The following is a 20308-nucleotide window of genomic DNA, read 5'->3' as shown; positions in this document are numbered from 1 at the left end:
TAAAAGAGCATACGGAGACAGGAATGCAAGCGCATCCGAACACTGTGGACCCGTCCGAGATCGCAAAATTCGAGGCGATGGCGGCGGAATGGTGGGATCCCCACGGGAAATTCAAACCTCTGCACATGCTGAATCCGTGCCGTCTGGATTATATCACACAGCAGATTGCAGGTGAGTTTGACCGTGATCTGACCGCGCAAAACCCGTTCGAGGGTTTGCGCCTGCTGGATATCGGCTGCGGTGGTGGGTTGCTCAGTGAACCGATGGCGCGCTTGGGCGCGGCGGTCGTGGGTGCCGACGCCGCCGAACGCAATCTTCCTGTCGCTCGCATCCATGCGGAACAATCGGGCTTGGAGATTGACTATCGCCACACCACTGCCGAGGACATGGCAGCCGCTGGTGAGCAGTTCGACGTCGTGCTGAACATGGAAGTGGTTGAACACGTGGCCGACCCGCAAAGCTTCCTGACCGCCACGCAACACTTGCTGAAACCCGGTGGGCTGCAGATTTGTTCCACCATAAACCGTAATCCGAAATCATACGCGATGGCGATCTTCGGGGCCGAGGTGGTCATGCGCTGGTTGCCGCGCGGCACGCATGAGTGGAACAAGTTCATCACACCTGACGAACTGTTCGAGCTACTGCGCCAGGCCGGGCTGGACCCGGTGGATCGCAAGGGGTTTGTGTTCAACCCGATCTTGTGGAGCTGGTCGATCTCGGACCGGGACTTGAGCGTGAATTATGTGACGGCGAGCGTGAAGCCGGGGTCATAAAACTGGTGTGGAAAGAAAGAGCATAAAAAACCAAACAATAATTCGAGGCGATCGAAGTTGGCATTCCCGTTGCTGTTGCCTGCCAACACGTCCAAAAAAGCCAATAGATTGGTATTAAAACGATTGGAAAAATTATGTTTGGATGGTTGAAAAAACGAGTTTTAAACGCATCCGCGGATGCAATGAAAAACGATATCGAGCGCTTCACGGCTGGCTTAGAAGGTGCTGATGCCGAAGAAATTTCAACAATGTTGGTTATAGCAAATATTTTAAGGCTTAGAATGTTAGATAGCGGTGTGATTCCAGCCGCAGCACTCGACCTAAGCATCCCTCGGGATGAGGACGTTATGTATCAATGTGACATGTGTTCGTTAAAATTAGTAAATGGTGTAAAGAAATTCCAGAAAATCGGGCAGCCATCTGATGCGGCGGGTGCAATGATATGGCTTCATAGCGTTCGCGCGCTAAATGTTCCGGAAATTCGAGTATGTGGCCGTAAGATGTGGGGTCAGCTTGTTCGCGGCTTTCCTTATGTTGATAACACGCTGGGAACGATGCGAGCCGTAATGGGAACACGGCTTCATGAGAACATTGACGAAGAATTGAGGTTCATTCCAATTGGTTTAGAACCCATAGAGACAGGTGCAAACTAAAACGGCCGCTTAATCTTAGTGTTTTGTCGCGCAGGTTATTCAAACATGGCCAGTTCTAGCTTAAAACTAGAAACTGACGGACGTCGAAAATTGGAAAGCGTCTACCCCTACTCTCCCTCCAACTGCAACCGTAAATCCCTCAACACCGGCAGCGTGCTGCGGACGCGCTCCAGCCCCAGTTCTCCGACCACGCGGTTGATCAGCGGGGCAATCGACGAAATCGCCTGATCCCGTGCCCGCCGACCGGCGGGGCTGATCGCCACCATCTTGCGGCGGGCGTCGTCCCAGTCGGGGCGGATGTGGATGTATCCGGCCCATTCCAGCTTGGCCAAGGTGTTTGTCATGGCTCCACGCGTGACGTGGAAGGTGCTGGCCAGTTGCGCCGGGGTCCGCTCATCCCCCACAAACACCAGATGGTTCAGCACCGAGAAATGCGAGATTTCCATGCCCTTGGGCAGCACCCGGCTCAGCCGGTTGCGCAACAATTGGTCTGCAGTCAGAATCTCGCTGAACAGCGTGACCGCCAGGGCATTTTTTTCGTCCGTCATAAGTCCGGTTCTGGATCAGGGCCTGTCGAAAGGCCGCACATGCGTCAAAGAGGGCACACGTCGGCGCGCCTCTGTCACAGAACTATCATCCAAATCGAAAATGTGAATGCCCGGATCGGTACCTGCGTCGATCAGCACCTCCCCCCACGGGGCGACAACCATGCTGTGGCCGTGCGTGTAGCGGGTTTTTCCGCGCGTCTTGGGATGTTCTCCGGTCTGTGCCGGAGCCAGCACCCAACACCCGGTCTCGATCGCGCGGGCGCGCAACAGCGATTCCCAATGCGCGGCCCCTGTGACAGGCGAAAACGCCGCTGGAACCGTCAGGATGCGTGCCCCCGCCTGCGCCAGAGCAGCGTGCAAATTGGGGAAGCGGATATCGTAACAGATGGTCAGCCCCACCTTGCCAAAATCGGTCTCGGCAATCACGGCTTTCTCGCCCGGGCGGTAGTTCTTCGATTCGCGGAAGGTCTCGGATTCGGAAACCTGCACGTCAAACATATGGATTTTGTCATAGCGCGCCACGACCTGACCCTGCGGGTCGATCATGAAGCACCGGTTGGCAAAGCGTCCATCCGTGTCATGGGTTTTAATCCCCAGCGAACCGATCAAAAGCCACACACCCAGTCTGGCGGCCTCTTCGCGCAAGCCCGCCAGGGTGATGTCGTCTTCTTCATGCTGCAGAACCTCGCGCTGCCGCGTTGTGCTGGTCGAAACACAGTTCGTAACCTCAGGCGTCAAAACAAACCGCGCGCCTTGCCCAGCCGCCTCGGCCATCATGGCGCGCACCGTGTTCAGATTTTCGGCCGGATCGTCCGACGAGGTGATCTGCAGCAGCGCGGTCTTCATCAGGCCGCCAGCAACCGGTCGAGCTTGCCCTGACGTTCCAGTTCATACAGATCGTCACAGCCGCCTACATGCTGTGTTCCGATGAAGATCTGCGGCACCGTGCGCTTGCCACCGGCCCGTTTGATCATCTCGGGTTTGCGTTTGGGATGCATCAGCACGTCGACTTCTTTGAATTCAACGCCTTTCTGTTTCAGCAGACGTTTGGCCGCATGACAAAAACCGCATAGCGGCGAGGTATAAATTTCTACCGGCTTCATTTTCCGTTCCCTTTGGGTTTCGCGCAATCTTGGGCGAATTAGGCATCCTTGGCAACGCGCGCTAGAGCCAACACGAAAATATGATTTGCTCCTGCATCCTGGCATACACGGGCGCAGGCCGCCAGTGTTGCGCCAGATGTCATCACGTCATCCACTAGCAACACGTCCCGGTCGTTCAGATGCTGTACCCTGCGCGGGTGGATGCGAATCGAATCTTTCAGGATCTCGGCCCGTTCTTGCGCCGTTTTGCCATCCAGAACCGGTGTCCGTCTTTTTCGCACCAGCAGGTCCGGCACACAGTCCAGCCCACTGTCCTGACCCAGGTGCTGCGCCAACAGGGCCGATTGATTGTAACGCCGTTTGAGTAGACGGGACCAATGCAGCGGCACAGGGGCAATCACCATATCCGGTCGCAACAGCTCATGCCCTGCCTGCGCCATCCAACGCGCTGCCGGGCGGGCTAGCTCGGGCCGGTCGCCATGTTTCAAAGCCAGGATCAGCGCACGCGCCTTTCCATCATACAGCAACGCTGATCTGCCAGCCTTCCAGGGCGGCGGGGCTTTTAGGCAGCCGTCACACTCGATCCGATACCCATCCTGTGTGCCCATCAGCGGCACTCCGCAGCTTTCGCATACGGTGCCTCCAATAAAGGGCGTTTCGCGCCAACACGCCCCGCACAGGCCAAAATCTGACGCGGTAAGCGCGCCGCATCCCATACAACGAGGCGGGTAAATCAGTGCGAGTGCGGTTTGAATCCGCCGCGCGATGCGATACTTGCGAGCTATGAAGTTGCCCGAGTCCAACGCACCCTCTCTGTTTGATCGCAAAACTATCCTGCGCCACCGCGGACGTGCACAGGATGACGCCTTCTTCCTGCATCGCGCCGCGATTGACGAGGCGCAGGATCGGCTCTCTATAGTTAACAAAGCCTTTACAGCGCCTGCGATCGTGAGCCCGTTTCCACAGCTTTGGGACGGCATTTTTTCGGGAGCTACCTTGGTCCAGGATGACGACGTTCTGGCACTGCAGCCCGGCGCCCATGATCTGGTCATCCACGCGATGGCCCTGCATTGCGCCAATGATCCGGTTGGGCAGCTGATTCAATGCCACAGGTCGCTGCAACCTGACGGGCTTTTGCTGGTCTTATGTTTGGGCGGCGAAACACTTCACGAACTGCGCGCGGCTTTGGGGCAAGCCGAAGTCGAAAGTACAGGCGGGCTGAGCCCCCGTGTCGCACCAATGGCCGAGCTGAGAGATCTGGGCGGGCTGCTACAGCGGGCAGGTCTGGCCTTGCCCGTGGCGGATTCGATACCTCTGACGGCGGAATACCGCGACATTTGGCATCTGATGCGCGATCTGCGCCATATGGGCGAAACCAACGCTTTGTCTGCACGGCTAAAACGCCCGACCAGACGGACCGTGTTCGAGGCCGCACAACGTATCTATGCGGATCACTTTTCGACCGACTCAGGCCGCTTGACCGCCACTTTCGAATTGATCTGTCTGACCGGTTGGTCGCCGCACGATAGCCAACCCAAACCCCTGCGCCCAGGATCGGCCCAAGCCCGTCTGGCTGACGCCTTGCGCACCACCGAGGGCAAACTGCCTGATTGACGTGCGGATAAATCCCCTTATCTCAGGCCGGACCATAAGAAATTTAGGAAGTCCCATATGTTCGACGCTATCCGCCCTGCACACGCTCCTACGGATCATCCCAAGATCAGGATGGGCCGCGTCGGCATTCTGCTGGCAAATCTGGGTACACCGGATGACTATACATATTGGCCGATGCGCCGTTATCTGAACGAGTTTCTGTCGGACCAGCGCGTCATCGACTATCCGAAATGGAAATGGCAGCCGATTCTGCAGGCCATAATCCTAAGCAAACGGCCTTTTAGCTCAGGCGAAGCTTATAAATCGATCTGGAATCACGACAAAGGCGAAAGCCCTTTGATGACGATCACCAAGGATCAGACCGCCAAGCTTAAGGCGGCGATGCATGACCGCTATGGCGATCAGGTGATGGTCGATTTTTGTATGCGATATGGCAACCCTTCAACCAAGTCCAAGGTACGTGAAATGGTGGCGGCAGGGTGTGACCGCATTCTGTTCTTCCCGCTCTACCCGCAATACGCAGGCGCAACGACGGCCACAGCCAATGACCAGTTCTTCCGTGCGTTGATGGAAGAGGCCTGGCAACCAGCATCTCGCACTGTGCCCGCCTATTTCGACCAGGCCAGTTACATCGACGCGCTGGCGCAATCTGTCGAGCGCGCCTATGCGGCAATGGAGACAAAACCCGACATTCTGGTCTGTTCGTACCACGGAATGCCAGATCGCTATCTTCAGCAAGGCGATCCCTATCACTGCCAGTGCGCCAAGACATCACGTCTGCTGAAAGAGCGGTTGGGCTGGTCGGATGATCAACTGGTTTCGACCTTCCAATCTCGATTCGGTCCCGAGGAATGGCTGAAGCCTTACACCGTGGATCATGTGGCGGATCTGGCAAAGCAGGGTAAGAAAAACATTGCCGTCATCGCGCCCGCGTTCTCAGCCGATTGCATCGAAACGCTGGAAGAGATCAACGAAGAGATCAAGGAAAGCTTTGAAGAGGCGGGAGGCGAGACCTTCACCTATATTCCATGCCTGAACGACGACGATGCGCACATAGCGGCCCTTGGGAAGGTGGTCGAAGATAACCTGCGCGGTTGGCTGGAATAATTTCGCTCGGGCGATCGCCACGGTGGACGGGCGATTCGTTCAACAATGAATCCCCGAGGGCCGAGACAAACAGTCGGAAATAAAAAAGGCGGTGGATTGCTCCACCGCCTTTTTCAAGAATTCCGTGTTGGCTTAGCTTGCAGCAACAGCAGCAGCAACAACAACCAGCAGGATCAGCGGCAGGATGATGCCCTGCGACGAACCTTGAGTTTCTTCAACAACAACAGGTGCTTCAACAACCGGCTCTTCCAGGTTGCCAGCGTATGCGGTCGAAGCTGCGGCGGTCAGAGCTGCGGCGAGAACGAGTTTTTTCATATTAACCTCCAGAATTTGCACGGTTCCAATGCCCGGAACCGCGCACCTAAGACTTACCTCGTGTTTTTTTCTAATCAGCATTGGCGCTGGATTGCAATTGCAACTTGAGCGCTAAGCGGCTTCGCGAAGGAAAATGTCGTCAAATTAGCAACACTTGCGTGCCGACCTTCGCCATAGAAAACAGTTCAGCAATATCATCGTTGAAGAGGCCAATACAGCCATTCGACGAACGTCGCCCAATTTTGCGCGTATCGTGGGTGCCGTGAATGCGATAATATTTCCAGCCCAGATATAAAGCGTGCGTTCCCAGAGGGTTATCTGGCCCCGGCGGGATATAGTCGGGCCATTCCGGATTTCTTCTCTTCATCGACGGTGTCGGCGACCAACTGGGGCCTTCAACTTTGCGGATCACGCTGGTGCGCCCGCGACGGGTCATCTCTTCGGTCAAAGGCACCGAAGATGGATAGAGTTTGTATACGGATTGATCATCTGACCAATAATGCAGCGCGCGAGACACGGTATCGACCAGAATAGCGCCGTTTCTGGTGTTCGAGAAATACGGCTGCCAGTCCAAAGCCCGGAAACCGGACACGTTGCGACGCACGGGCGGCTCGGGTTCAGGCGCGGGGCGCAGCGGATCACCCGGAATGTACTGGGCCAGCGCCGGAGACGCCAACGACGCGGTAGCACCGGTCAGAAACCCCCGGCGTGTGGGCGACAGAAAACGCTTTTTGTCCATGACAATGGGTCCTGTGTTCTGGAGAGTTCTGAAATCTGGCCTATTCTATTGCGAGAATGCTTCAGTCGCAAACCAAACCGGCAGAATCACGCGAGTAATGACGAATGTACGTTTGCTCAGCGCAGTCAGGCACGCTATGCCGGGTGACAACACAATTATCAGGTCGATCATGACGCGTATCGTTTCTTTACTGTTGATTTGCTTTGTCGCACTTGCGGCATGTACTGACACCCGCACCACGGCCATTGGCGCAGATGGCCGCCCCTTGCCGACGGTTTACAAGATTCGCGGCAACCCGGAAAAGCTGCAGTTCCGTATGTTGGATTCGGTCAACGCTCTGCGGCAGGCTCAGGGTCTGCAGGCAGTGCAGTTGAACTCTCAGCTTAACGCGGCGGCAGCAACGCATTCCAAGGATATGGCCCGACAAAACCGGCCCTGGCACTTTGGGTCAGATGGTTCTTCGCCGATCGATCGGGCCGCGCGGGTCGGGTATTTCGGCACATTTCTGGGCGAGGCCATTTCCGAAACCTACGAGACCGAGACCGAGACACTGGCAGCCTGGATGCAAGAACCGGGACCGCGCGCTGTCATCATGGACCCTAAGGCAACCCAGATGGGGTTCGCCTGGCATCAGGAAAGCGGTGGAAAAATCTGGTGGACGCTGGAAATGGGATCCGGCGGCTGATCCAGATCTGCCTAAAAAAGCCCCCGGAAAACGGGGGCTTTTTTAGTCTTTTAAGCAGCTTGCATAGATTGAGCTTCGGTCAATATCGCATAGAGCTTAACCGGATCTGGGTTCGCTCGCAGCTTGGTGCAGACCGAAGTATCTCGCAACGTGCGCGACACCAATGCCAGCGCCTTGAGATGATCCACGCCCGCCTCTTCCGGCGCAAACAGCGCAAAAGCGATGTCTACAGGCTGTCGATCAACCGACCCGAAATCGATGGGTTTTTCCAGCATGACAAACACGCCCGAAACCGCTTCAAGCCCGGCCAGGCGCGCATGCGGCAAAGCCACACCATGCCCAACGCCAGTGGGGCCAAGGCTTTCGCGCTCAAGCAGGCAATCAACGACGGCCTGAGCATCAAGGCTCCGGGTCGCGGCGGCGACGTCGCCGATTTCCTGAAACAACCGCTTCTTGCTGGAAGCGGCCGAGAGTACACGTACTGCCTCGGGCTTGAGAATGCTCGAAAGCTCCATGATCACGCTCCATGGAACGGCACCCGCCTTGGCGGGTGCGGTCCCGTTTTCTTGCCTGTTACGGATCGATCCAGCCGATGTTACCGTCATCGCGACGGTAGACAACGTTCAATCCATCCTTGTTCTCATTCCTGAACACCAGCACCGGAGCGCCAGCAAGTTCCATTTGCATCACGGCTTCCCCAACGCTCAGAGACGGAATTTTCGTCTCCATCTCAGCCACAATCATGGGCTGCAGCGATTCGGGTTCGTTTGCCGTGTCCGATTCGTCAGAGGCGAGGATATAAGAGGACGCACCAAAGAGTTCAACCGGCTCTGAACGGTCCTTGTGGTGATCCTTCAGTCGGCGCTTATAGCGGCGCAGTTGGGTTTCCATCTTGTCACAGCATGCCTCGAATGCTGCATAAATCTCAGTTGCGTGCGCCTTGGCCTGGGCGGTAAGGCCCGTCGACAGATGCACAGTTGTTTCGCATACATATTCATGCGCTGAACGGGAAAAGACGACGTTGGCATCTGTTGGCCGCTGAGCATATTTGCCCACAACCTCGCCCAGCTCGGTCTGCACGTGTGTCTGCAGGGCCGCGCCGATGTCGATCTGTTTTCCGCTGATTTGGTAACGCATGTGATCTCCTTCACAATTCACACCCATTCTGACGTCGCAGTCCGCGACGAACTTGTTTTTATCGGGTGGGGGGTCGCGACATTTTCTGCGGTTGCCTTAAAACCTGCCCTTCGAAGAAGGGACATCGAGATCCAGACTGGAACCGAGTAAATGCCATAGACCAATTGAGGCAAGAGACGAAGGAAGAGTCAATCAAAACAGGCGTGTATATACGCGATTTCCGTCGTGAACCGGATGCCATTCAGCACAACCCTATGAAATACGGAAGTTTTCGCCCAAATAGACCCGACGCACATTCTCGTTTTCGACAACTTCATCAGGTGTGCCAGACATCAGCACCTGGCCATCATGCAGGATATAGGCGCGATCCACAATTTCCAGCGTTTCCCGGACGTTGTGATCTGTGATCAGAACACCGATTCCCCGTTTTTTCAGGTCAGCCACCAGATGCCGAATATCCCCGACACTGATCGGGTCGACGCCTGCAAAGGGTTCGTCCAAGAGCAGATATTTCGGATCTGCTGCCAAACAGCGCGCGATCTCGACACGGCGGCGCTCACCACCCGAAAGCGCCAAGGCCGGGGCCCGGCGCAAATGCTCGATAGAGAAATCAGACAGCAGTTCTTCCAGCCGCTCTTTCCGCCGATGGGCGTGTGCGACAGTGATGTCCAGAACGGCGGCGATGTTGTCCTCGACGCTCATCCCGCGGAAAATCGACATTTCCTGTGGCAGATAGCCGATCCCCATTCGAGCGCGCCGATACATCGGCAAGGTCGTGACATTCTGGCCGTCGATTGTCACTTTACCCGCCTCGGGAAACACAAGACCCGCCACGGAATAGAAAGTTGTGGTTTTACCCGATCCGTTTGGTCCCAGCAGCGCCACGACCTCGGACCGGTCCAGTGTCATGGAAACCTCTCGGATAACCGTCTTTTTCCGATAAGACTTTCGCAGCTTCTCGATACGTAGGCCTGAACTGCCCTCGGCCACAGAAAGCTCGGGGCGCGCCATCAGTTGTTGCCCTGCTGCAAGATCGTTTTGACACGCCCTGTCATCGTTGCGGTACCCGTCGTCAGATTGGCGTTCATCTGATCGCCGCTGATAACACTGGGGCCCTGTGTCAGAAGGACGTTCCCCTTCATCACGATCACGCCCGAGTCGATTGTGTATTCTGCCCAATCGCCTTCAGCAGCGTCAGGTGGGCTGACCAGAACCACGTTTTCGCTTGCCTCCATCCGTTCGATGGCCGAGCGTTCCTGATTGTAGATCACCAAAACCCGTTCAGCTGTCAGCCGCATTTCACCCTGTACAACGATGACATCTCCAAGGAACTCGGCAGAGCCGTCTTCCTGGTTCACATTCAGCGTTTCAGACGTCACCTCGACCGGCAGACTTGGGTCGGCATTCGCAGAACCAAAGGCCACCTGCGCTTCTTGCGCAGTCGCGGACCCGGCACCCACAATTACAGCGAGACACAGAGGAACAAAACGAAAATCGAACACAGGTTATCTTTCTGCCTTTTCAGGCTCGTATATCAGCTTCACGCCATCTGTAAAAACAATATGGACGGGACCATCCTTTTTTTCAGTTCCAAAGGTCATGCGCCCGGCGGAAAAGTTGCCGATCGGCCCGGTTCCGTTCACCTGCCCCGGTGTGTCGCCGCGAATTTCGTCCAGCGACGTGTTGAGCAGATCTGTTGTGACCTGAAGACCATCCGCTGTGGTGATCACCACGTCGCCGACAAAGGTGGCCGTGCCCTCATCCGGACGAATTAACCCAGAGTTGGAATCCAATGTGATCGTTCCGCCATTCAGTAAACCAAACCGGCCGCGGAATTCAGACGCTGCCGGAGTTGACCCTTCGCTGCCTTGGGTGGCCTGCGTGGCTTCAATTTGCACATCTTCGCCTTTGCGGGTTGTACCCTGGTAATTTGGCTGGGTCACGACTTGCTGCGCCAGCCGTTCATCAATGTCATTTTGCGCGAAAGGCACTGACACATTTGTTTCGATGCTGCGGGACAGCAGAAAGACAGTGGACAGCAAGACGATGGCCGCAAGCGGCAACAGGACCTTCAGGAACTGCACCATGCGGGAATATCTGTCCACTTCGCCCCCCCTCAGCCCAGACCGACGCGCAAACAATCGTGGATATGCAACAAGCCCTGTGCTTGTCCATCCGCCTCGGGGTCGACCACAAACAGCGAAGTGATCTTGCGATCATTCATGATCGCGACCGCTTCTTCGGCCAGTGCGTTGGGAGCAATGGTCATCGGATCACGGGTCATGACATCTTGCGTGCTCTTGTCCAACAGCCCGTCCATGTTACGACGCAAATCGCCATCGGTGACAATGCCCAGCAGACGGCCTGCGTCATCGGTAACACCAACGACACCAAAGCTTTTTTGGCTCATGACCAGCAAAGCCTCGCTCATCGGAGTGCCCGATGCGACAACAGGCATATCCGAATGCATCAGGTCGCGCACCTTACTGAGCTGCGCGCCGAGTTTACCGCCAGGGTGGAAGTCGCGGAAATTCTCGGGCTTGAAATCCCGGTACTTCATCAAAGCAATCGCCAGCGCATCGCCCATTGCCAAAGTCAATGTCGTCGAGATCGAAGGCACCATGCCAAAGCCACATGCCTCACCCATTGACGGGATCAGCAGATGTACATCCGCCTGCTTCATAAGCGTGCTCTGGGGCTTACTGGACAAGCCGATCAGCGGAATGCCAAAGCGTCGGGTAAATGCCAACATGTTGGCCAGTTCCGGAGCCTCGCCCGAGTTTGAGATCGCCAGGACAACATCGCCCTTGGATACCATCCCCAGATCGCCATGGCTGGCCTCGGCCGGATGAACAAAATAGGCCGGCGTACCCGTGCTGGCCAGAGTCGCAGCAATCTTGTGACCGATATGGCCTGATTTGCCGATCCCGCTGACAATGATGCGACCCGTTGCTTGCAGGATCAGTTGCACAGCCTCGGCAAAGTGTTCATCAAGGCTTTCGGCCAGCACGTCAAGGGCGCGGGCTTCATCAGTGACAACCTGTCGGGCAGTTCTTAGAAAGGCTTCGGTATCGGTCATGAGTGCGCAAAGATATCCGTTTCGGGCCAACCGGCGAGGTCCAGCTTCGCACGCATTGGCAAGAAATCAAAACACGCCTGCGCCATCTCGGTCCGGTCCTCGCGGGCCAGCCGTTTGTTCAATTCGTCCCGCAGGCGGTGCAGGTACAGAACGTCCGATGCCGCATAGTCCAACTGAGCGTCCGTCAGGGTTTCAGCGCCCCAATCGCTCATTTGCTGTTGTTTCGAGATATCGACACCGATCAGTTCCTGGCACAGGTTTTTCAGCCCGTGCCGGTCCGTATAAGTGCGCACCAACCGGCTGGCGATCTTGGTGCAGTAAACCGGTGCAGCCAACGCGCCAAAGGTGTGATACATCGCGGCAATGTCGAAACGCCCAAAGTGGAACAGCTTAAGCACGTCGGGGTTTTCCAGCATGGCGCACAGGTTCGGCGCTGCGGTCTGGCCCCGTTCAACCTGAACAATATGGCTGTTGCCGTCACCACCCGACATCTGGATCACGCACAAGCGGTCGCGATGCGGGTTCAACCCCATGGTTTCGCAGTCAATGGCCACAATGGGCCCCAAATCCAGCCCGTCCGGCAGATCGTTTTTGTACAAATGGTTCGCCACGCAACTATTCCTCTGAGCGCTTTCGCCTCCGAGATAGGCGGTTTGGTCCATAAACTCAACGCCGTCCAAAAATCGCGGTCATTTCATCACCAAGCAATTGATTTTATCCTCAAGGGGGGGATAAGGATAAATCATGCCAAATCACAAACATGAGTCGCACCCACAAATCACGGCCCGGCTGAAACGCGCCCACGGTCATTTGGCCAAGGTCATTGCCATGCTGGAAGAACACGCCCCCTGTTCAGACGTCGCACAACAGCTTTTCGCTGTTGAAAGGGCCGTCACCAATGCCAAGCGCGCTTTGATCCATGATCATATCGACCATTGCCTGTCTTCTGAAGACGGTGGCAGCGGGATCGAAGACTTCAAAACGATTACGAAATACCTTTGAACCATGCTGAGCATTCTTAGAAACCGCACCTACCGCCACCTGTTCCTCGCCCAGATCGTCGCCCTGACCGGAACCGGGTTGGCCACGGTTGCGTTGGGTTTGCTTGCTTTTGAACTGGCAGGGGACGCCGCTGGCCTTGTGCTGGGCACCGCGTTGACGATCAAGATGGTGGCCTATGTCACCGTCGCCCCATTGGCGGCCGCATTTGCCGAACGCCTGGATCGTCGCAAAATGCTGGTTTTTCTGGACCTTATCCGCGCTGCTGTTGCGGTATGCCTGCCTTTTGTAACTGAAGTCTGGCAGGTCTATGTATTGATTTTCGTACTACAATCAGCCTCGGCGGGATTCACGCCTGCCTTTCAGGCAACGATTCCTGACGTGTTACCTGATGAGGCTGAATACACACGCGCGTTGTCTCTGTCGCGCCTGGCTTATGACATGGAAAGCTTGCTCAGCCCCATGTTTGCCGCAACCCTGCTGCTGCTTGTCAGCTTCAACAGCCTGTTCTGGGGCACTGCATTGGGTTTTTTGGCTTCTGCTTTACTTGTGATTTCAGTCGGGCTGCCTTCTCCAAGGCCAACCAAACCCCGCGGCATTTATGACCGCACGACACGCGGCATTCGCATTTATCTGAGGACACCCCGGTTGCGTGGGTTGCTTTCGCTCAGTTGGAGCGCAGCCGCGTTGAGTTCGACGGTTATCGTCAACACTGTGGTCATCGTGCGCGCCAATCTGGGCCTGTCGGAAAGCGCCGTGGCCATAGCCTTGGCCGGGTTCGGAGGCGGATCGATGCTGGCAGCCTTTACTTTGCCTCGCCTTCTGGATCGGATCGAAGACCGTCGCGTCATGCTCTCGGGGGCCGTTTTTGCTACAGGATCGATGGCCGTCGCTGCGGTTCTTGCAGCAACTGTTCCCTTGTCACTGGGTCTGCTGACCCTGTTGTGGGCCTTTACAGGTTTCGGATATTCCACAACGCTCACACCTTCGGGCCGCTTATTAACCCGGTCGGCGCAGCCCGAAGACCGCCCTGCCGTGTTCGCCGCACAGTTCACCCTTTCGCATGGCTGCTGGTTGGTTCTTTACCCACTGGCAGGATGGCTGATGACCGTGTACGGGCCGACCGTTACCCTCAGCAGCATGGCGACATTGTCCGTGGTGGGCGTTGTAGGTGCAATCAGCCTTTGGCCGCGGCTTGATCAGGAACCGATCCTTCACGATCATCCGGATTTACCGCCCGATCACCCGCACCTGGCCGGGTCAGGCCCGCATGTGCATCCAATTGTCATTGACGACCTGCACCCGCACTTCCCGCGTGAGCCTTGAGCAAGAGCTTCGATCTGAACTAAACCCGGAGTCATAGCATACCGGAGCCCCAATGGACCAGCTAGACCGTCGCATCATCGCCGCACTGCAAGCCAATGCGCGTGCATCGACAACACAGATCGCAGCCACACTGGGCGTCGCGCGCACGACGGTACATGAGCGGATCAACCGGATGGAACAGCGCGGCATCATCACGGGGTATTCCGTGCGCCTTGGGGCGACGGAAGATACACCCAAGGTTCAGGTGATCGTCATGCTGGAGGTGCAGCAAAAAGAAACGACCCGCATCATCAAACGGCTCGAAGCCTACCCCGAAGTCAAATTGTGTCTGTCAATCAACGGTGAATTCGACCTTATGCTTTCGGCTGAAGCACCCCGGTTGGAAGATCTGGACATTCTGGTCGACGACCTGGCCAAGATTCCCGGCGTCCTGCGCACCAATACCAGCGTTGTCTTTGGGCGCAGGATCGATCGAAACTGAAGCGGCGATAACCCTCTGTAAACCGATTATTGGCTAGCTTGGCCGGGACAGTTCAGAATCCCGGACCGGCAGAATGCCAATTCGAAAGCTTTCGTTTTTCATCATGTTCCTGCTTGGCGCGCTGGCTGAGGCAGTGTTTGCCGCGCCCAATGCCCATACACGGGATCTGTGCGATCAAGCCGCGCAACGTGCGGCTTTGTCCGAAGGGGTGCCTCTGGACGTGTTGCGCGCAATCTCACGTGTTGAAACCGGCCGTACACTGGCGGGGCATTTTTCACCCTGGCCATGGACCATCAACGCCGAAGGTCAGGGATACTGGTTCACGACCGAAGATGAAGCCAAAGCCCATGTTTTCAAGATCTTCAAAGCAGGTGCGCGCAGCTTTGATGTCGGCTGTTTCCAGATCAACTACCGCTGGCACGGAAAAGACTTCCGCTCGATCGACGCGATGTTCGACCCCGATGAGAACGCCAGCTACGCCGCCCGCTTCCTGAAAGCCCTGTATACCGAGCTTGGCACGTGGCCCGCTGCCGCCGGGGCCTATCACTCCCGTACGGAATCGCTGGCCAAAGCGTACACGGGGCGGTTTCAGGCCGTGCTGGCCCAGCTTAGCGGCGAGACCTCGCCTCGGCTTGCAGCCATGTCACGCGATCCGTTCACCGGGACAGGAACACCTTTGATCCCCCTGCGGTCAAGCGTGAAGCACGGTGGGGCATTGGGCTCTTTGGTCCCGACCGCGGGCGCCGCCACCGCATTTATCGCGTTCAACTAGGAGTTTCGTGTGCCCAAAATCGACGCCCGATCCCTGTTTTCACCCACAGTTCTTCTGGCACTGGCTCTGATGACGGTCATCGTAATGATGATCCTTCCGATGCCAGCCTGGGTGCTGGATGTGGGGCTTGCCGCATCGTTTGCCTTGGCCATCCTGATTTTCACACTGACCCTGTTCATCGAAAGACCTCTGGATTTTTCGTCCTTCCCAACGATCCTTCTGGCATCCCTTATGCTGCGGTTGTCGCTGAATGTGTCCTCGACAAAACTGATCATCGGGCAAGGACATACCGGCCCAAACGCGGCGGGTGATGTGATCGAAGGGTTTGCCAATTTCGTCATGGGCGGCAGTATTTTTCTGGGCCTTGTGGTGTTTGGCGTCCTGTTGATTGTAAACTTCATGGTCATCACCAAAGGTGCGGCCCGGATGGCCGAGGTCGGCGCGCGTTTTGCCCTGGACGGGATGCCGGGCAAACAGCTTGCCATCGACAGTGACATGTCCGCCGGGGCCATTGACCACCAGCAGGCCAAGGAAAGACGCGAACGCGAACAGCAGGAAACAACGTTTTTCGGCTCGCTCGACGGTGCGTCGAAATTCGTCAAGGGTGACGCCATTGCCGGTCTGCTGATCACTTTGCTGAACCTTGTGATGGGTCTGATCATGGGCGTAATCGTGCACGGAATGCCCGTGGCATCGGCGTTCGAGACTTATGCGATCCTGACCGTTGGCGACGGGTTGGTGTCGCAAATTCCGGCCGTGATCATCTCTATCGCTTCCGCTTTGTTGCTGGCACGCGGCGGCACGCAAGGGGCTACGGACAACGCCATCTTCTCGCAGTTGGGCCGCCACCCGGCGGCCCTGTCCACAGTGGCGGTTCTGATGGTCCTGTTTGCGTTGGTGCCCGGACTACCGTTTCTGCCCTTCATTCTTGGGGTAGGTGTCTTGGGATACGCGGCCTATTCCGTCCATCGCAAACGGCAAGAGGAAGAAACCGCGGCGCAGCTGCCCGCGACCGAAACGGATACACCAATTACTCAGGCCATCGGAGATATCCTTGATTTGGACGATGTGCACCTTGAGTTCGCCCCCGATCTGGTCAGCATGGTGCTGAACCCAGGTACTGGCCTAGATGCCCGGATCGCCAATATGCGCACCTATGTGGCGTCAACCTTTGGGTTGATCCTGCCTGAAATACGTCTGACGGACCGCGCCGATCTGCCAACCGGGACCTATGTGATCAAGGTTCACGGTGTCGAACAGGCGCGCGGCGTTCTCAATCCGGATCTTGTTTTGGCCCTTGTACAGGACGGGTTTGATCTGCTTCCAGAAGGCAACGATGTGACCGAGCCCGTCTATGGCGCACCTGCCCGCTGGATTCTTCCGAAAGATCAGGAAGACGCGGCGCTGAGCGGCGCTACCATCGTCTCGCCTCCCGAGATTTTGGCCACCCATCTTCTTGAGATCATCAAACAGAATTTCTCGCGCCTGCTGACGTTGAAGTCCCTGCGTCGCCTGCTGTCCGAAATGACCCGGCTCAGTGACCCGGTGCGCGCCGAAGCCAACCGAAAACTGTTGGACGAACTGATCCCGGACAAGGTGCCCATCGACAACGGACGCCGAACTTGCGTTACAATCCGCAGTTTCGGATTTTCATACGCGTTTCGAACAACTAGTCGGGTCTCCAGCAAACGGGTCCTCGTTGTCCACGCGCCTGTCGGACTTGGAAAACAGCTTCATAACTGCAGCCAGCCTGCCTGATTCGGTCGAACGACTAGATCAGGTCGCGCGCTCGGCAGGCGATCTGGCCAACGCGCTGAATAAAGCATCTGAAGGCGTGCGGCAGGCGCGCTCGGATGCAGATCGCAAGATCGGCGCTCAAGTTGAAAACCTAAACCGGACTTTGCAGGATATCGAAGACCTGAACGCCAAGATTCCTGCCATTAAAAACTCGGGTGGAGACATTGGTGCCCTGTTGGATCAACGACATGTCCTGATCGATCAAGTCAACACGATGATTCCGGTCAACGTCGTGCCGCGCGTAAATGATCAGGTGTCGCTATATTCCGATGGCGGCTTAATACTGCTGGAGGGCAAAGCGTCAGAGTTCACCTTTTCCACAACGGGTGAGACCATGCCGCATATGACGGTGGCAAACGGCCTTCTGTCAGGGTTGGAGATGAACGGAAACCCTGTGCGCACAAGCGGTGACACCGCACAGATTCGTGGCGGAGCGCTGATGGCCCAGTTCACTATCCGCGATGAACTGGCTATTGAGGCACAGATGCAACTGGACACTGTTGCCCGCGACCTGATCGAACGGTTCGAAACGTCGGGGCTGGACCTCACCGCCCTGGTTAGCGATCCGGGCCTGTTTACCGACAATGGCAACCGGTTTGATCCTACCGCTTTTGTCGGGCTCGCCTCTCGGATTGCAATCAATTCTACTGTGGATCCTGACGTTGGCGGAGACAGTTGGAAGCTGCGTTCGGGTCTGGGCGCTGTGACAGCAGGTGATCCCGGACAAGCCGCTCAACTAAGTGCCTTCGGAAACATCCTGAGTGACGCGCGTCCGATACCTGGCGGAGTGTTCGGTACAGGAAACATGCGTGCCGCCGAGTTGACCGAGGCTTTGCTCTCTAAAGCGGGTGCACATGCGCATGCAGCAGATCAACGCCAGGCCTTCGCCAATAGCGCCCAACAACAAATGGCCCAGATCGAGGCCGAGCAAGGTGTAGATACAGATCAGGAACTGCAACGTCTCATGCAGGTTGAACAGACATATGCCGCAAATGCACGGGTTATCTCGGTCGTGGATGAATTGCTTGAAACTCTACTGAGGTTGTAACTATGACTTTGACATCTATCGGCGATCTGGCGCGCGGTATGACCTTGCGCACGCGTGCCACAGACATAAAAACACAGATCGAAACGCTTTCGTTTGAGATGTCCACTGGACAGGTACAGGATATCTCAGGCCGGTTGGGGGGCGATTATTCGCAGCTTCTCGACTTGGATCGCAGCCTCGCCAGGCTCGACGCCTTTGGCATAGCAACATCTGAGGCGGCTCTGTTCGCCGATGCCATGCAGTTAAGCCTGACAACCTTCAGCGATTCTGTCGGAGAAATGACCGCATCCTTGTTGGCTTATGGAACCGCAAATCAGCCTGCGAACCATGAACAAGCATCGGTGCAGGCGAAAAACGAACTGGACACGATGATCTCGGCGCTGAACACGCGCGTCGGTGGACGTAGCCTGTTTTCCGGCACGGCCACCGACGTATCGCCTTTGCAATCATCAGACGATCTTTTGGCGGCGCTGAGGCCGCAGTTGACCGGGCTTGCGACTGTGTCAGATATCCGTCTGGCAGCAGACACATGGTTCAATGACCCGGCCGGGTTTGACGCCGTAATTTACCAAGGATCGAACAACACGCTTTCCCCGATGCAGGTATCAGAAAATGAAAGCGTCACTCTGCCGATCACTGCAACGGACCCGGCTTTCAAAGCCGCCCTCAGGGACGTTGCAGTGGCCGCATTGGCCACAGACAGCGCATTGGCGCTTTCCCCAGATCAACGCACGATGCTGTTCACGCAGTTGGGTGTTGATCTGGCCAACGCGCAGGATGATACCGTGCAACTCCGGGCCGAAGTCGGCACGGCGGAGGCCCGTATAGAAGAGGCAGCGACACGCAATTCGGCTGCTCGCACCAGCCTTGAATACAGCCGAAACGAACTGATCGCGGCGGACCCTTATGAAACGGCGGCAAAACTGCAAACTGTGCAGTTCCAATTGGAAAGCTTGTATTCCGTAACTGTTCGCAACGCGAACCTATCGCTGGTGAATTTTCTGAGATGAGGGCGCTGATACTTATCTTGGTCTTCCTTCCCAGCCTGGCTTGGGCGGGGGCAATCCGTCTTAAGGACCTGGTCGATTTTGACGGCGTGCGCGGCAACGATCTGGTTGGCTACGGCCTAGTCGTAGGTTTGAATGGAACCGGTGATGGATTGCGCAATGCCCCCTTCACCGAAGAAATCATGTCCAACATCCTCGAACGTCTGGGCGTCAACGTGAACGGCGAAGATTTTCGACCAAAAAACGTGGCAGCGGTTTTGGTCACAGCCAGCCTCCCACCCTTCTCCAGGGTGGGCGGTCAGATCGATGTGACTGTTTCGGCCATCGGCGATTCCAGCAGCCTGTTGGGCGGAACGCTGATCATGACACCTTTGAACGCAGCCGACGGTCAAATTTATGCTGTCGCTCAAGGCACAATTTTGGCGGGCGGCGTTTCTGCCGAAGGTGAGGCCGCTTCGGTGGTGCGCGGGGTGCCGACGTCGGGCGTCATACCATCTGGTGCACGGGTTGAGCGTGAAATTGACTTTGACCTGTCGACCCTGACCCAAATGCGTCTTGCTCTGAGAGAACCCGATTTCACCACAGCCGCACGGATCGAATCCGCGATCAATACCGAGTTCAACAGGGCCGTGGCCATCATGCGGGATTCGGGAACGGTTGAACTTAACATTGCCGCGACGCAAGCGGTATCAACGGCCCATGCCATCGGGCGAATCGAAAACATACTGGTTGAACCGGAAACAAAAGCGCGCGTGGTCGTCGATCAGCGGTCGGGTACCATCGTTATGGGTCAAGAGGTCCGCATTTCGCGCGTTGCTGTCTCTCAGGGTAATCTGACGTTAACAGTGCAAGAGGCCCCGATTGCAGTGCAACCCAACCCGTTTGCCAGAGGTGAAACAGTGGTCGTGCCCCGCACCATCGCTGGCATCGAAGAGGAAGAAGGCACCGGTCTTGCCGAAATCCCCGAGGCGACAACTCTGTCCGAAGTGGTTGCTGGATTGAACGCGCTGGGCGTGTCGCCTCAGGACATGATCGACATTTTGAAAACCATAAAAGCAGCGGGCGCGCTGCACGCAGAGTTCATAGTCAGGTGACGGCGGAAGGGCGTGCTGATTGCACGCCCCT

26 protein-coding genes and 1 pseudogene are annotated in these 20308 nt (G+C 56.6%); 13 read left to right on the top strand and 14 right to left on the bottom strand.

Translation table 11 applies throughout. The features are described 5' to 3' along the window. Positions 1-23: 23 nt before the first annotated feature. The gene (ubiG, locus tag GOV85_RS19115) at positions 24-773 is read left to right on the top strand and encodes a bifunctional 2-polyprenyl-6-hydroxyphenol methylase/3-demethylubiquinol 3-O-methyltransferase UbiG (RefSeq protein ID WP_171181138.1); all 750 of its coding nucleotides are present in this window, start codon (positions 24-26) and stop codon (positions 771-773) included. A 134-nt stretch (positions 774-907) separates the two neighbouring features. After that, a complete protein-coding gene (locus tag GOV85_RS19110; RefSeq protein WP_171181136.1) occupies positions 908-1426 on the top strand; it encodes a hypothetical protein in 519 nt (172 codons plus the stop codon). 107 nt (positions 1427-1533) lie between these two features. Here GOV85_RS19110 and GOV85_RS19105 read toward each other — a convergent pair whose 3' ends face one another. From GOV85_RS19105 to GOV85_RS19090, 4 genes are read right to left on the bottom strand one after another with little or no spacing between them, the layout of a single operon-like run. Then, positions 1534-1974 (bottom strand): MarR family winged helix-turn-helix transcriptional regulator, encoded by a 441-nt coding sequence (locus tag GOV85_RS19105; protein WP_170334681.1) that lies wholly within the window; start codon positions 1972-1974, stop codon positions 1534-1536. A gap of 15 nt (positions 1975-1989) precedes the next feature. After that, positions 1990-2820 carry a carbon-nitrogen hydrolase family protein gene (locus GOV85_RS19100; RefSeq protein WP_171181134.1) on the bottom strand — a complete coding sequence of 277 codons (831 nt, stop codon included), beginning with the start codon at positions 2818-2820 and terminating at the stop codon, positions 1990-1992. Further along, on the bottom strand, positions 2820-3077 hold the full coding sequence (gene grxC / locus GOV85_RS19095; RefSeq protein WP_171181132.1) for a glutaredoxin 3: 258 nt from the start codon (positions 3075-3077) through the stop codon (positions 2820-2822). The genes GOV85_RS19100 and grxC overlap by 1 nt, the downstream gene beginning before the upstream one ends. A gap of 38 nt (positions 3078-3115) precedes the next feature. After that, complete coding sequence (locus GOV85_RS19090; RefSeq protein WP_371810807.1) at positions 3116-3844, bottom strand: ComF family protein; 729 nt, start codon at positions 3842-3844, stop codon at positions 3116-3118. 16 nt (positions 3845-3860) lie between these two features. Here GOV85_RS19090 and GOV85_RS19085 point away from each other — a divergent pair, with 16 nt between their 5' ends. Both GOV85_RS19085 and hemH read left to right on the top strand, forming a co-directional pair. Next, positions 3861-4691 (top strand): SAM-dependent methyltransferase, encoded by an 831-nt coding sequence (locus GOV85_RS19085; protein WP_171181130.1) that lies wholly within the window; start codon positions 3861-3863, stop codon positions 4689-4691. Positions 4692-4748: 57 nt separating this feature from the next. Then, a complete protein-coding gene (gene hemH, locus GOV85_RS19080; protein ID WP_171181128.1) occupies positions 4749-5798 on the top strand; it encodes a ferrochelatase in 1050 nt (349 codons plus the stop codon). A 132-nt stretch (positions 5799-5930) separates the two neighbouring features. Here the strand turns inward: hemH and GOV85_RS19075 are convergent, their stop codons facing one another. The 3 genes from GOV85_RS19075 to GOV85_RS21715 form a co-directional block, all read right to left on the bottom strand. Then, entirely contained in the window at positions 5931-6113 is a 183-nt protein-coding gene (locus GOV85_RS19075; protein WP_010442520.1) for a hypothetical protein, read from the bottom strand. 139 nt (positions 6114-6252) lie between these two features. Then, a complete protein-coding gene (locus tag GOV85_RS19070) occupies positions 6253-6852 on the bottom strand; it encodes a L,D-transpeptidase (RefSeq protein ID WP_171181126.1) in 600 nt (199 codons plus the stop codon). 45 nt (positions 6853-6897) lie between these two features. Continuing rightward, complete coding sequence (locus tag GOV85_RS21715; RefSeq protein ID WP_256368706.1) at positions 6898-7023, bottom strand: hypothetical protein; 126 nt, start codon at positions 7021-7023, stop codon at positions 6898-6900. Here GOV85_RS21715 and GOV85_RS19065 point away from each other — a divergent pair. Then, positions 7022-7537, top strand: coding sequence for a CAP domain-containing protein (locus GOV85_RS19065; protein WP_171181124.1), 516 nt, complete (start codon positions 7022-7024; stop codon positions 7535-7537). The genes GOV85_RS21715 and GOV85_RS19065 overlap by 2 nt on opposite strands. A gap of 50 nt (positions 7538-7587) precedes the next feature. On the opposite strand, the gene GOV85_RS19060 is transcribed toward GOV85_RS19065, so the two are convergent. From GOV85_RS19060 to GOV85_RS19030, 7 genes are all read right to left on the bottom strand, one after another. Beyond that, positions 7588-8052 (bottom strand): PTS sugar transporter subunit IIA, encoded by a 465-nt coding sequence (locus tag GOV85_RS19060; protein WP_171181242.1) that lies wholly within the window; start codon positions 8050-8052, stop codon positions 7588-7590. A 58-nt stretch (positions 8053-8110) separates the two neighbouring features. Next, positions 8111-8674: a ribosome hibernation-promoting factor, HPF/YfiA family gene (gene hpf / locus GOV85_RS19055; RefSeq protein WP_171181122.1), complete on the bottom strand. Its 564-nt coding sequence runs from the start codon at positions 8672-8674 to the stop codon at positions 8111-8113. A gap of 252 nt (positions 8675-8926) precedes the next feature. Then, positions 8927-9685 (bottom strand): LPS export ABC transporter ATP-binding protein, encoded by a 759-nt coding sequence (gene lptB, locus GOV85_RS19050; RefSeq protein WP_171181120.1) that lies wholly within the window; start codon positions 9683-9685, stop codon positions 8927-8929. Continuing rightward, entirely contained in the window at positions 9685-10176 is a 492-nt protein-coding gene (locus GOV85_RS19045; protein WP_171181118.1) for an LptA/OstA family protein, read from the bottom strand. The genes lptB and GOV85_RS19045 overlap by 1 nt, the downstream gene beginning before the upstream one ends. Before the next feature lie 3 nt (positions 10177-10179). After that, the gene (gene lptC, locus GOV85_RS19040; RefSeq protein ID WP_171181116.1) at positions 10180-10779 is read right to left on the bottom strand and encodes an LPS export ABC transporter periplasmic protein LptC; all 600 of its coding nucleotides are present in this window, start codon (positions 10777-10779) and stop codon (positions 10180-10182) included. An 11-nt stretch (positions 10780-10790) separates the two neighbouring features. Next, positions 10791-11753, bottom strand: a complete 963-nt coding sequence (locus GOV85_RS19035) for an SIS domain-containing protein (protein WP_171181114.1) — start codon at positions 11751-11753, stop codon at positions 10791-10793. Beyond that, the gene (locus GOV85_RS19030; protein WP_171181112.1) at positions 11750-12364 is read right to left on the bottom strand and encodes a ribonuclease D; all 615 of its coding nucleotides are present in this window, start codon (positions 12362-12364) and stop codon (positions 11750-11752) included. Before GOV85_RS19030 ends, GOV85_RS19035 begins: the two co-directional genes overlap by 4 nt. 133 nt (positions 12365-12497) lie before the next feature. On the opposite strand from GOV85_RS19030, the gene GOV85_RS19025 reads away from it, so the two are divergent. The 8 genes and pseudogenes from GOV85_RS19025 to GOV85_RS18990 all read left to right on the top strand — a co-directional run bounded on the left by GOV85_RS19025 (position 12498) and on the right by GOV85_RS18990 (position 20277). Next, positions 12498-12755, top strand: coding sequence for a metal-sensing transcriptional repressor (locus tag GOV85_RS19025; protein WP_171181110.1), 258 nt, complete (start codon positions 12498-12500; stop codon positions 12753-12755). A 3-nt stretch (positions 12756-12758) separates the two neighbouring features. Beyond that, on the top strand, positions 12759-14078 hold the full coding sequence (locus tag GOV85_RS19020) for an MFS transporter (protein ID WP_171181100.1): 1320 nt from the start codon (positions 12759-12761) through the stop codon (positions 14076-14078). Between the two features lie 52 nt (positions 14079-14130). Then, positions 14131-14559, top strand: a complete 429-nt coding sequence (locus tag GOV85_RS19015; protein ID WP_171181099.1) for an Lrp/AsnC family transcriptional regulator — start codon at positions 14131-14133, stop codon at positions 14557-14559. A 103-nt stretch (positions 14560-14662) separates the two neighbouring features. Further along, entirely contained in the window at positions 14663-15331 is a 669-nt protein-coding gene (locus GOV85_RS19010) for a transglycosylase SLT domain-containing protein (RefSeq protein WP_254443000.1), read from the top strand. A 9-nt stretch (positions 15332-15340) separates the two neighbouring features. Next, a pseudogene (locus tag GOV85_RS19005) lies at positions 15341-16939 on the top strand (flagellar biosynthesis protein FlhA); the annotation flags it as partial. A gap of 91 nt (positions 16940-17030) precedes the next feature. After that, a complete protein-coding gene (locus GOV85_RS19000) occupies positions 17031-18176 on the top strand; it encodes a flagellar basal body rod C-terminal domain-containing protein (RefSeq protein ID WP_254442999.1) in 1146 nt (381 codons plus the stop codon). Positions 18177-18178: 2 nt separating this feature from the next. Beyond that, positions 18179-19186: a flagellin gene (locus GOV85_RS18995; RefSeq protein WP_171181094.1), complete on the top strand. Its 1008-nt coding sequence runs from the start codon at positions 18179-18181 to the stop codon at positions 19184-19186. After that, positions 19183-20277 carry a flagellar basal body P-ring protein FlgI gene (locus tag GOV85_RS18990; protein WP_171181091.1) on the top strand — a complete coding sequence of 365 codons (1095 nt, stop codon included), beginning with the start codon at positions 19183-19185 and terminating at the stop codon, positions 20275-20277. Before GOV85_RS18995 ends, GOV85_RS18990 begins: the two co-directional genes overlap by 4 nt. Positions 20278-20308 lie beyond the last annotated feature (31 nt).

This window comes from Ruegeria sp. HKCCA4633 (assembly GCF_013034605.1).
GTDB lineage: Bacteria > Pseudomonadota > Alphaproteobacteria > Rhodobacterales > Rhodobacteraceae > Ruegeria.
The sequence above is the reverse complement of the archived record's forward strand: the minus strand, read 5'-3'. Positions and strand labels throughout refer to the sequence as shown.

Excerpts from the sequence above, each read along its gene's own strand:
- ubiG (WP_171181138.1), top strand. The coding sequence starts at position 24 with ATGCAAGCGCATCCGAACACTGTGGACCCGTCCGAGATCGCAAAATTC.
- GOV85_RS19110 (WP_171181136.1), top strand. The coding sequence starts at position 908 with ATGTTTGGATGGTTGAAAAAACGAGTTTTAAACGCATCCGCGGATGCA.
- GOV85_RS19105 (WP_170334681.1), bottom strand. The coding sequence starts at position 1,974 with ATGACGGACGAAAAAAATGCCCTGGCGGTCACGCTGTTCAGCGAGATT.
- GOV85_RS19100 (WP_171181134.1), bottom strand. The coding sequence starts at position 2,820 with ATGAAGACCGCGCTGCTGCAGATCACCTCGTCGGACGATCCGGCCGAA.
- grxC (WP_171181132.1), bottom strand. The coding sequence starts at position 3,077 with ATGAAGCCGGTAGAAATTTATACCTCGCCGCTATGCGGTTTTTGTCAT.
- GOV85_RS19085 (WP_171181130.1), top strand. The coding sequence starts at position 3,861 with ATGAAGTTGCCCGAGTCCAACGCACCCTCTCTGTTTGATCGCAAAACT.
- hemH (WP_171181128.1), top strand. The coding sequence starts at position 4,749 with ATGTTCGACGCTATCCGCCCTGCACACGCTCCTACGGATCATCCCAAG.
- GOV85_RS19075 (WP_010442520.1), bottom strand. The coding sequence starts at position 6,113 with ATGAAAAAACTCGTTCTCGCCGCAGCTCTGACCGCCGCAGCTTCGACC.
- GOV85_RS19070 (WP_171181126.1), bottom strand. The coding sequence starts at position 6,852 with ATGGACAAAAAGCGTTTTCTGTCGCCCACACGCCGGGGGTTTCTGACC.
- GOV85_RS19065 (WP_171181124.1), top strand. The coding sequence starts at position 7,022 with ATGACGCGTATCGTTTCTTTACTGTTGATTTGCTTTGTCGCACTTGCG.
- GOV85_RS21715 (WP_256368706.1), bottom strand. The coding sequence starts at position 7,023 with ATGATCGACCTGATAATTGTGTTGTCACCCGGCATAGCGTGCCTGACT.
- GOV85_RS19060 (WP_171181242.1), bottom strand. The coding sequence starts at position 8,052 with ATGGAGCTTTCGAGCATTCTCAAGCCCGAGGCAGTACGTGTACTCTCG.
- hpf (WP_171181122.1), bottom strand. The coding sequence starts at position 8,674 with ATGCGTTACCAAATCAGCGGAAAACAGATCGACATCGGCGCGGCCCTG.
- lptB (WP_171181120.1), bottom strand. The coding sequence starts at position 9,685 with ATGGCGCGCCCCGAGCTTTCTGTGGCCGAGGGCAGTTCAGGCCTACGT.
- GOV85_RS19035 (WP_171181114.1), bottom strand. The coding sequence starts at position 11,753 with ATGACCGATACCGAAGCCTTTCTAAGAACTGCCCGACAGGTTGTCACT.
- GOV85_RS19025 (WP_171181110.1), top strand. The coding sequence starts at position 12,498 with ATGCCAAATCACAAACATGAGTCGCACCCACAAATCACGGCCCGGCTG.
- GOV85_RS19020 (WP_171181100.1), top strand. The coding sequence starts at position 12,759 with ATGCTGAGCATTCTTAGAAACCGCACCTACCGCCACCTGTTCCTCGCC.
- GOV85_RS19015 (WP_171181099.1), top strand. The coding sequence starts at position 14,131 with ATGGACCAGCTAGACCGTCGCATCATCGCCGCACTGCAAGCCAATGCG.
- GOV85_RS19010 (WP_254443000.1), top strand. The coding sequence starts at position 14,663 with ATGTTCCTGCTTGGCGCGCTGGCTGAGGCAGTGTTTGCCGCGCCCAAT.
- GOV85_RS18995 (WP_171181094.1), top strand. The coding sequence starts at position 18,179 with ATGACTTTGACATCTATCGGCGATCTGGCGCGCGGTATGACCTTGCGC.
- GOV85_RS18990 (WP_171181091.1), top strand. The coding sequence starts at position 19,183 with ATGAGGGCGCTGATACTTATCTTGGTCTTCCTTCCCAGCCTGGCTTGG.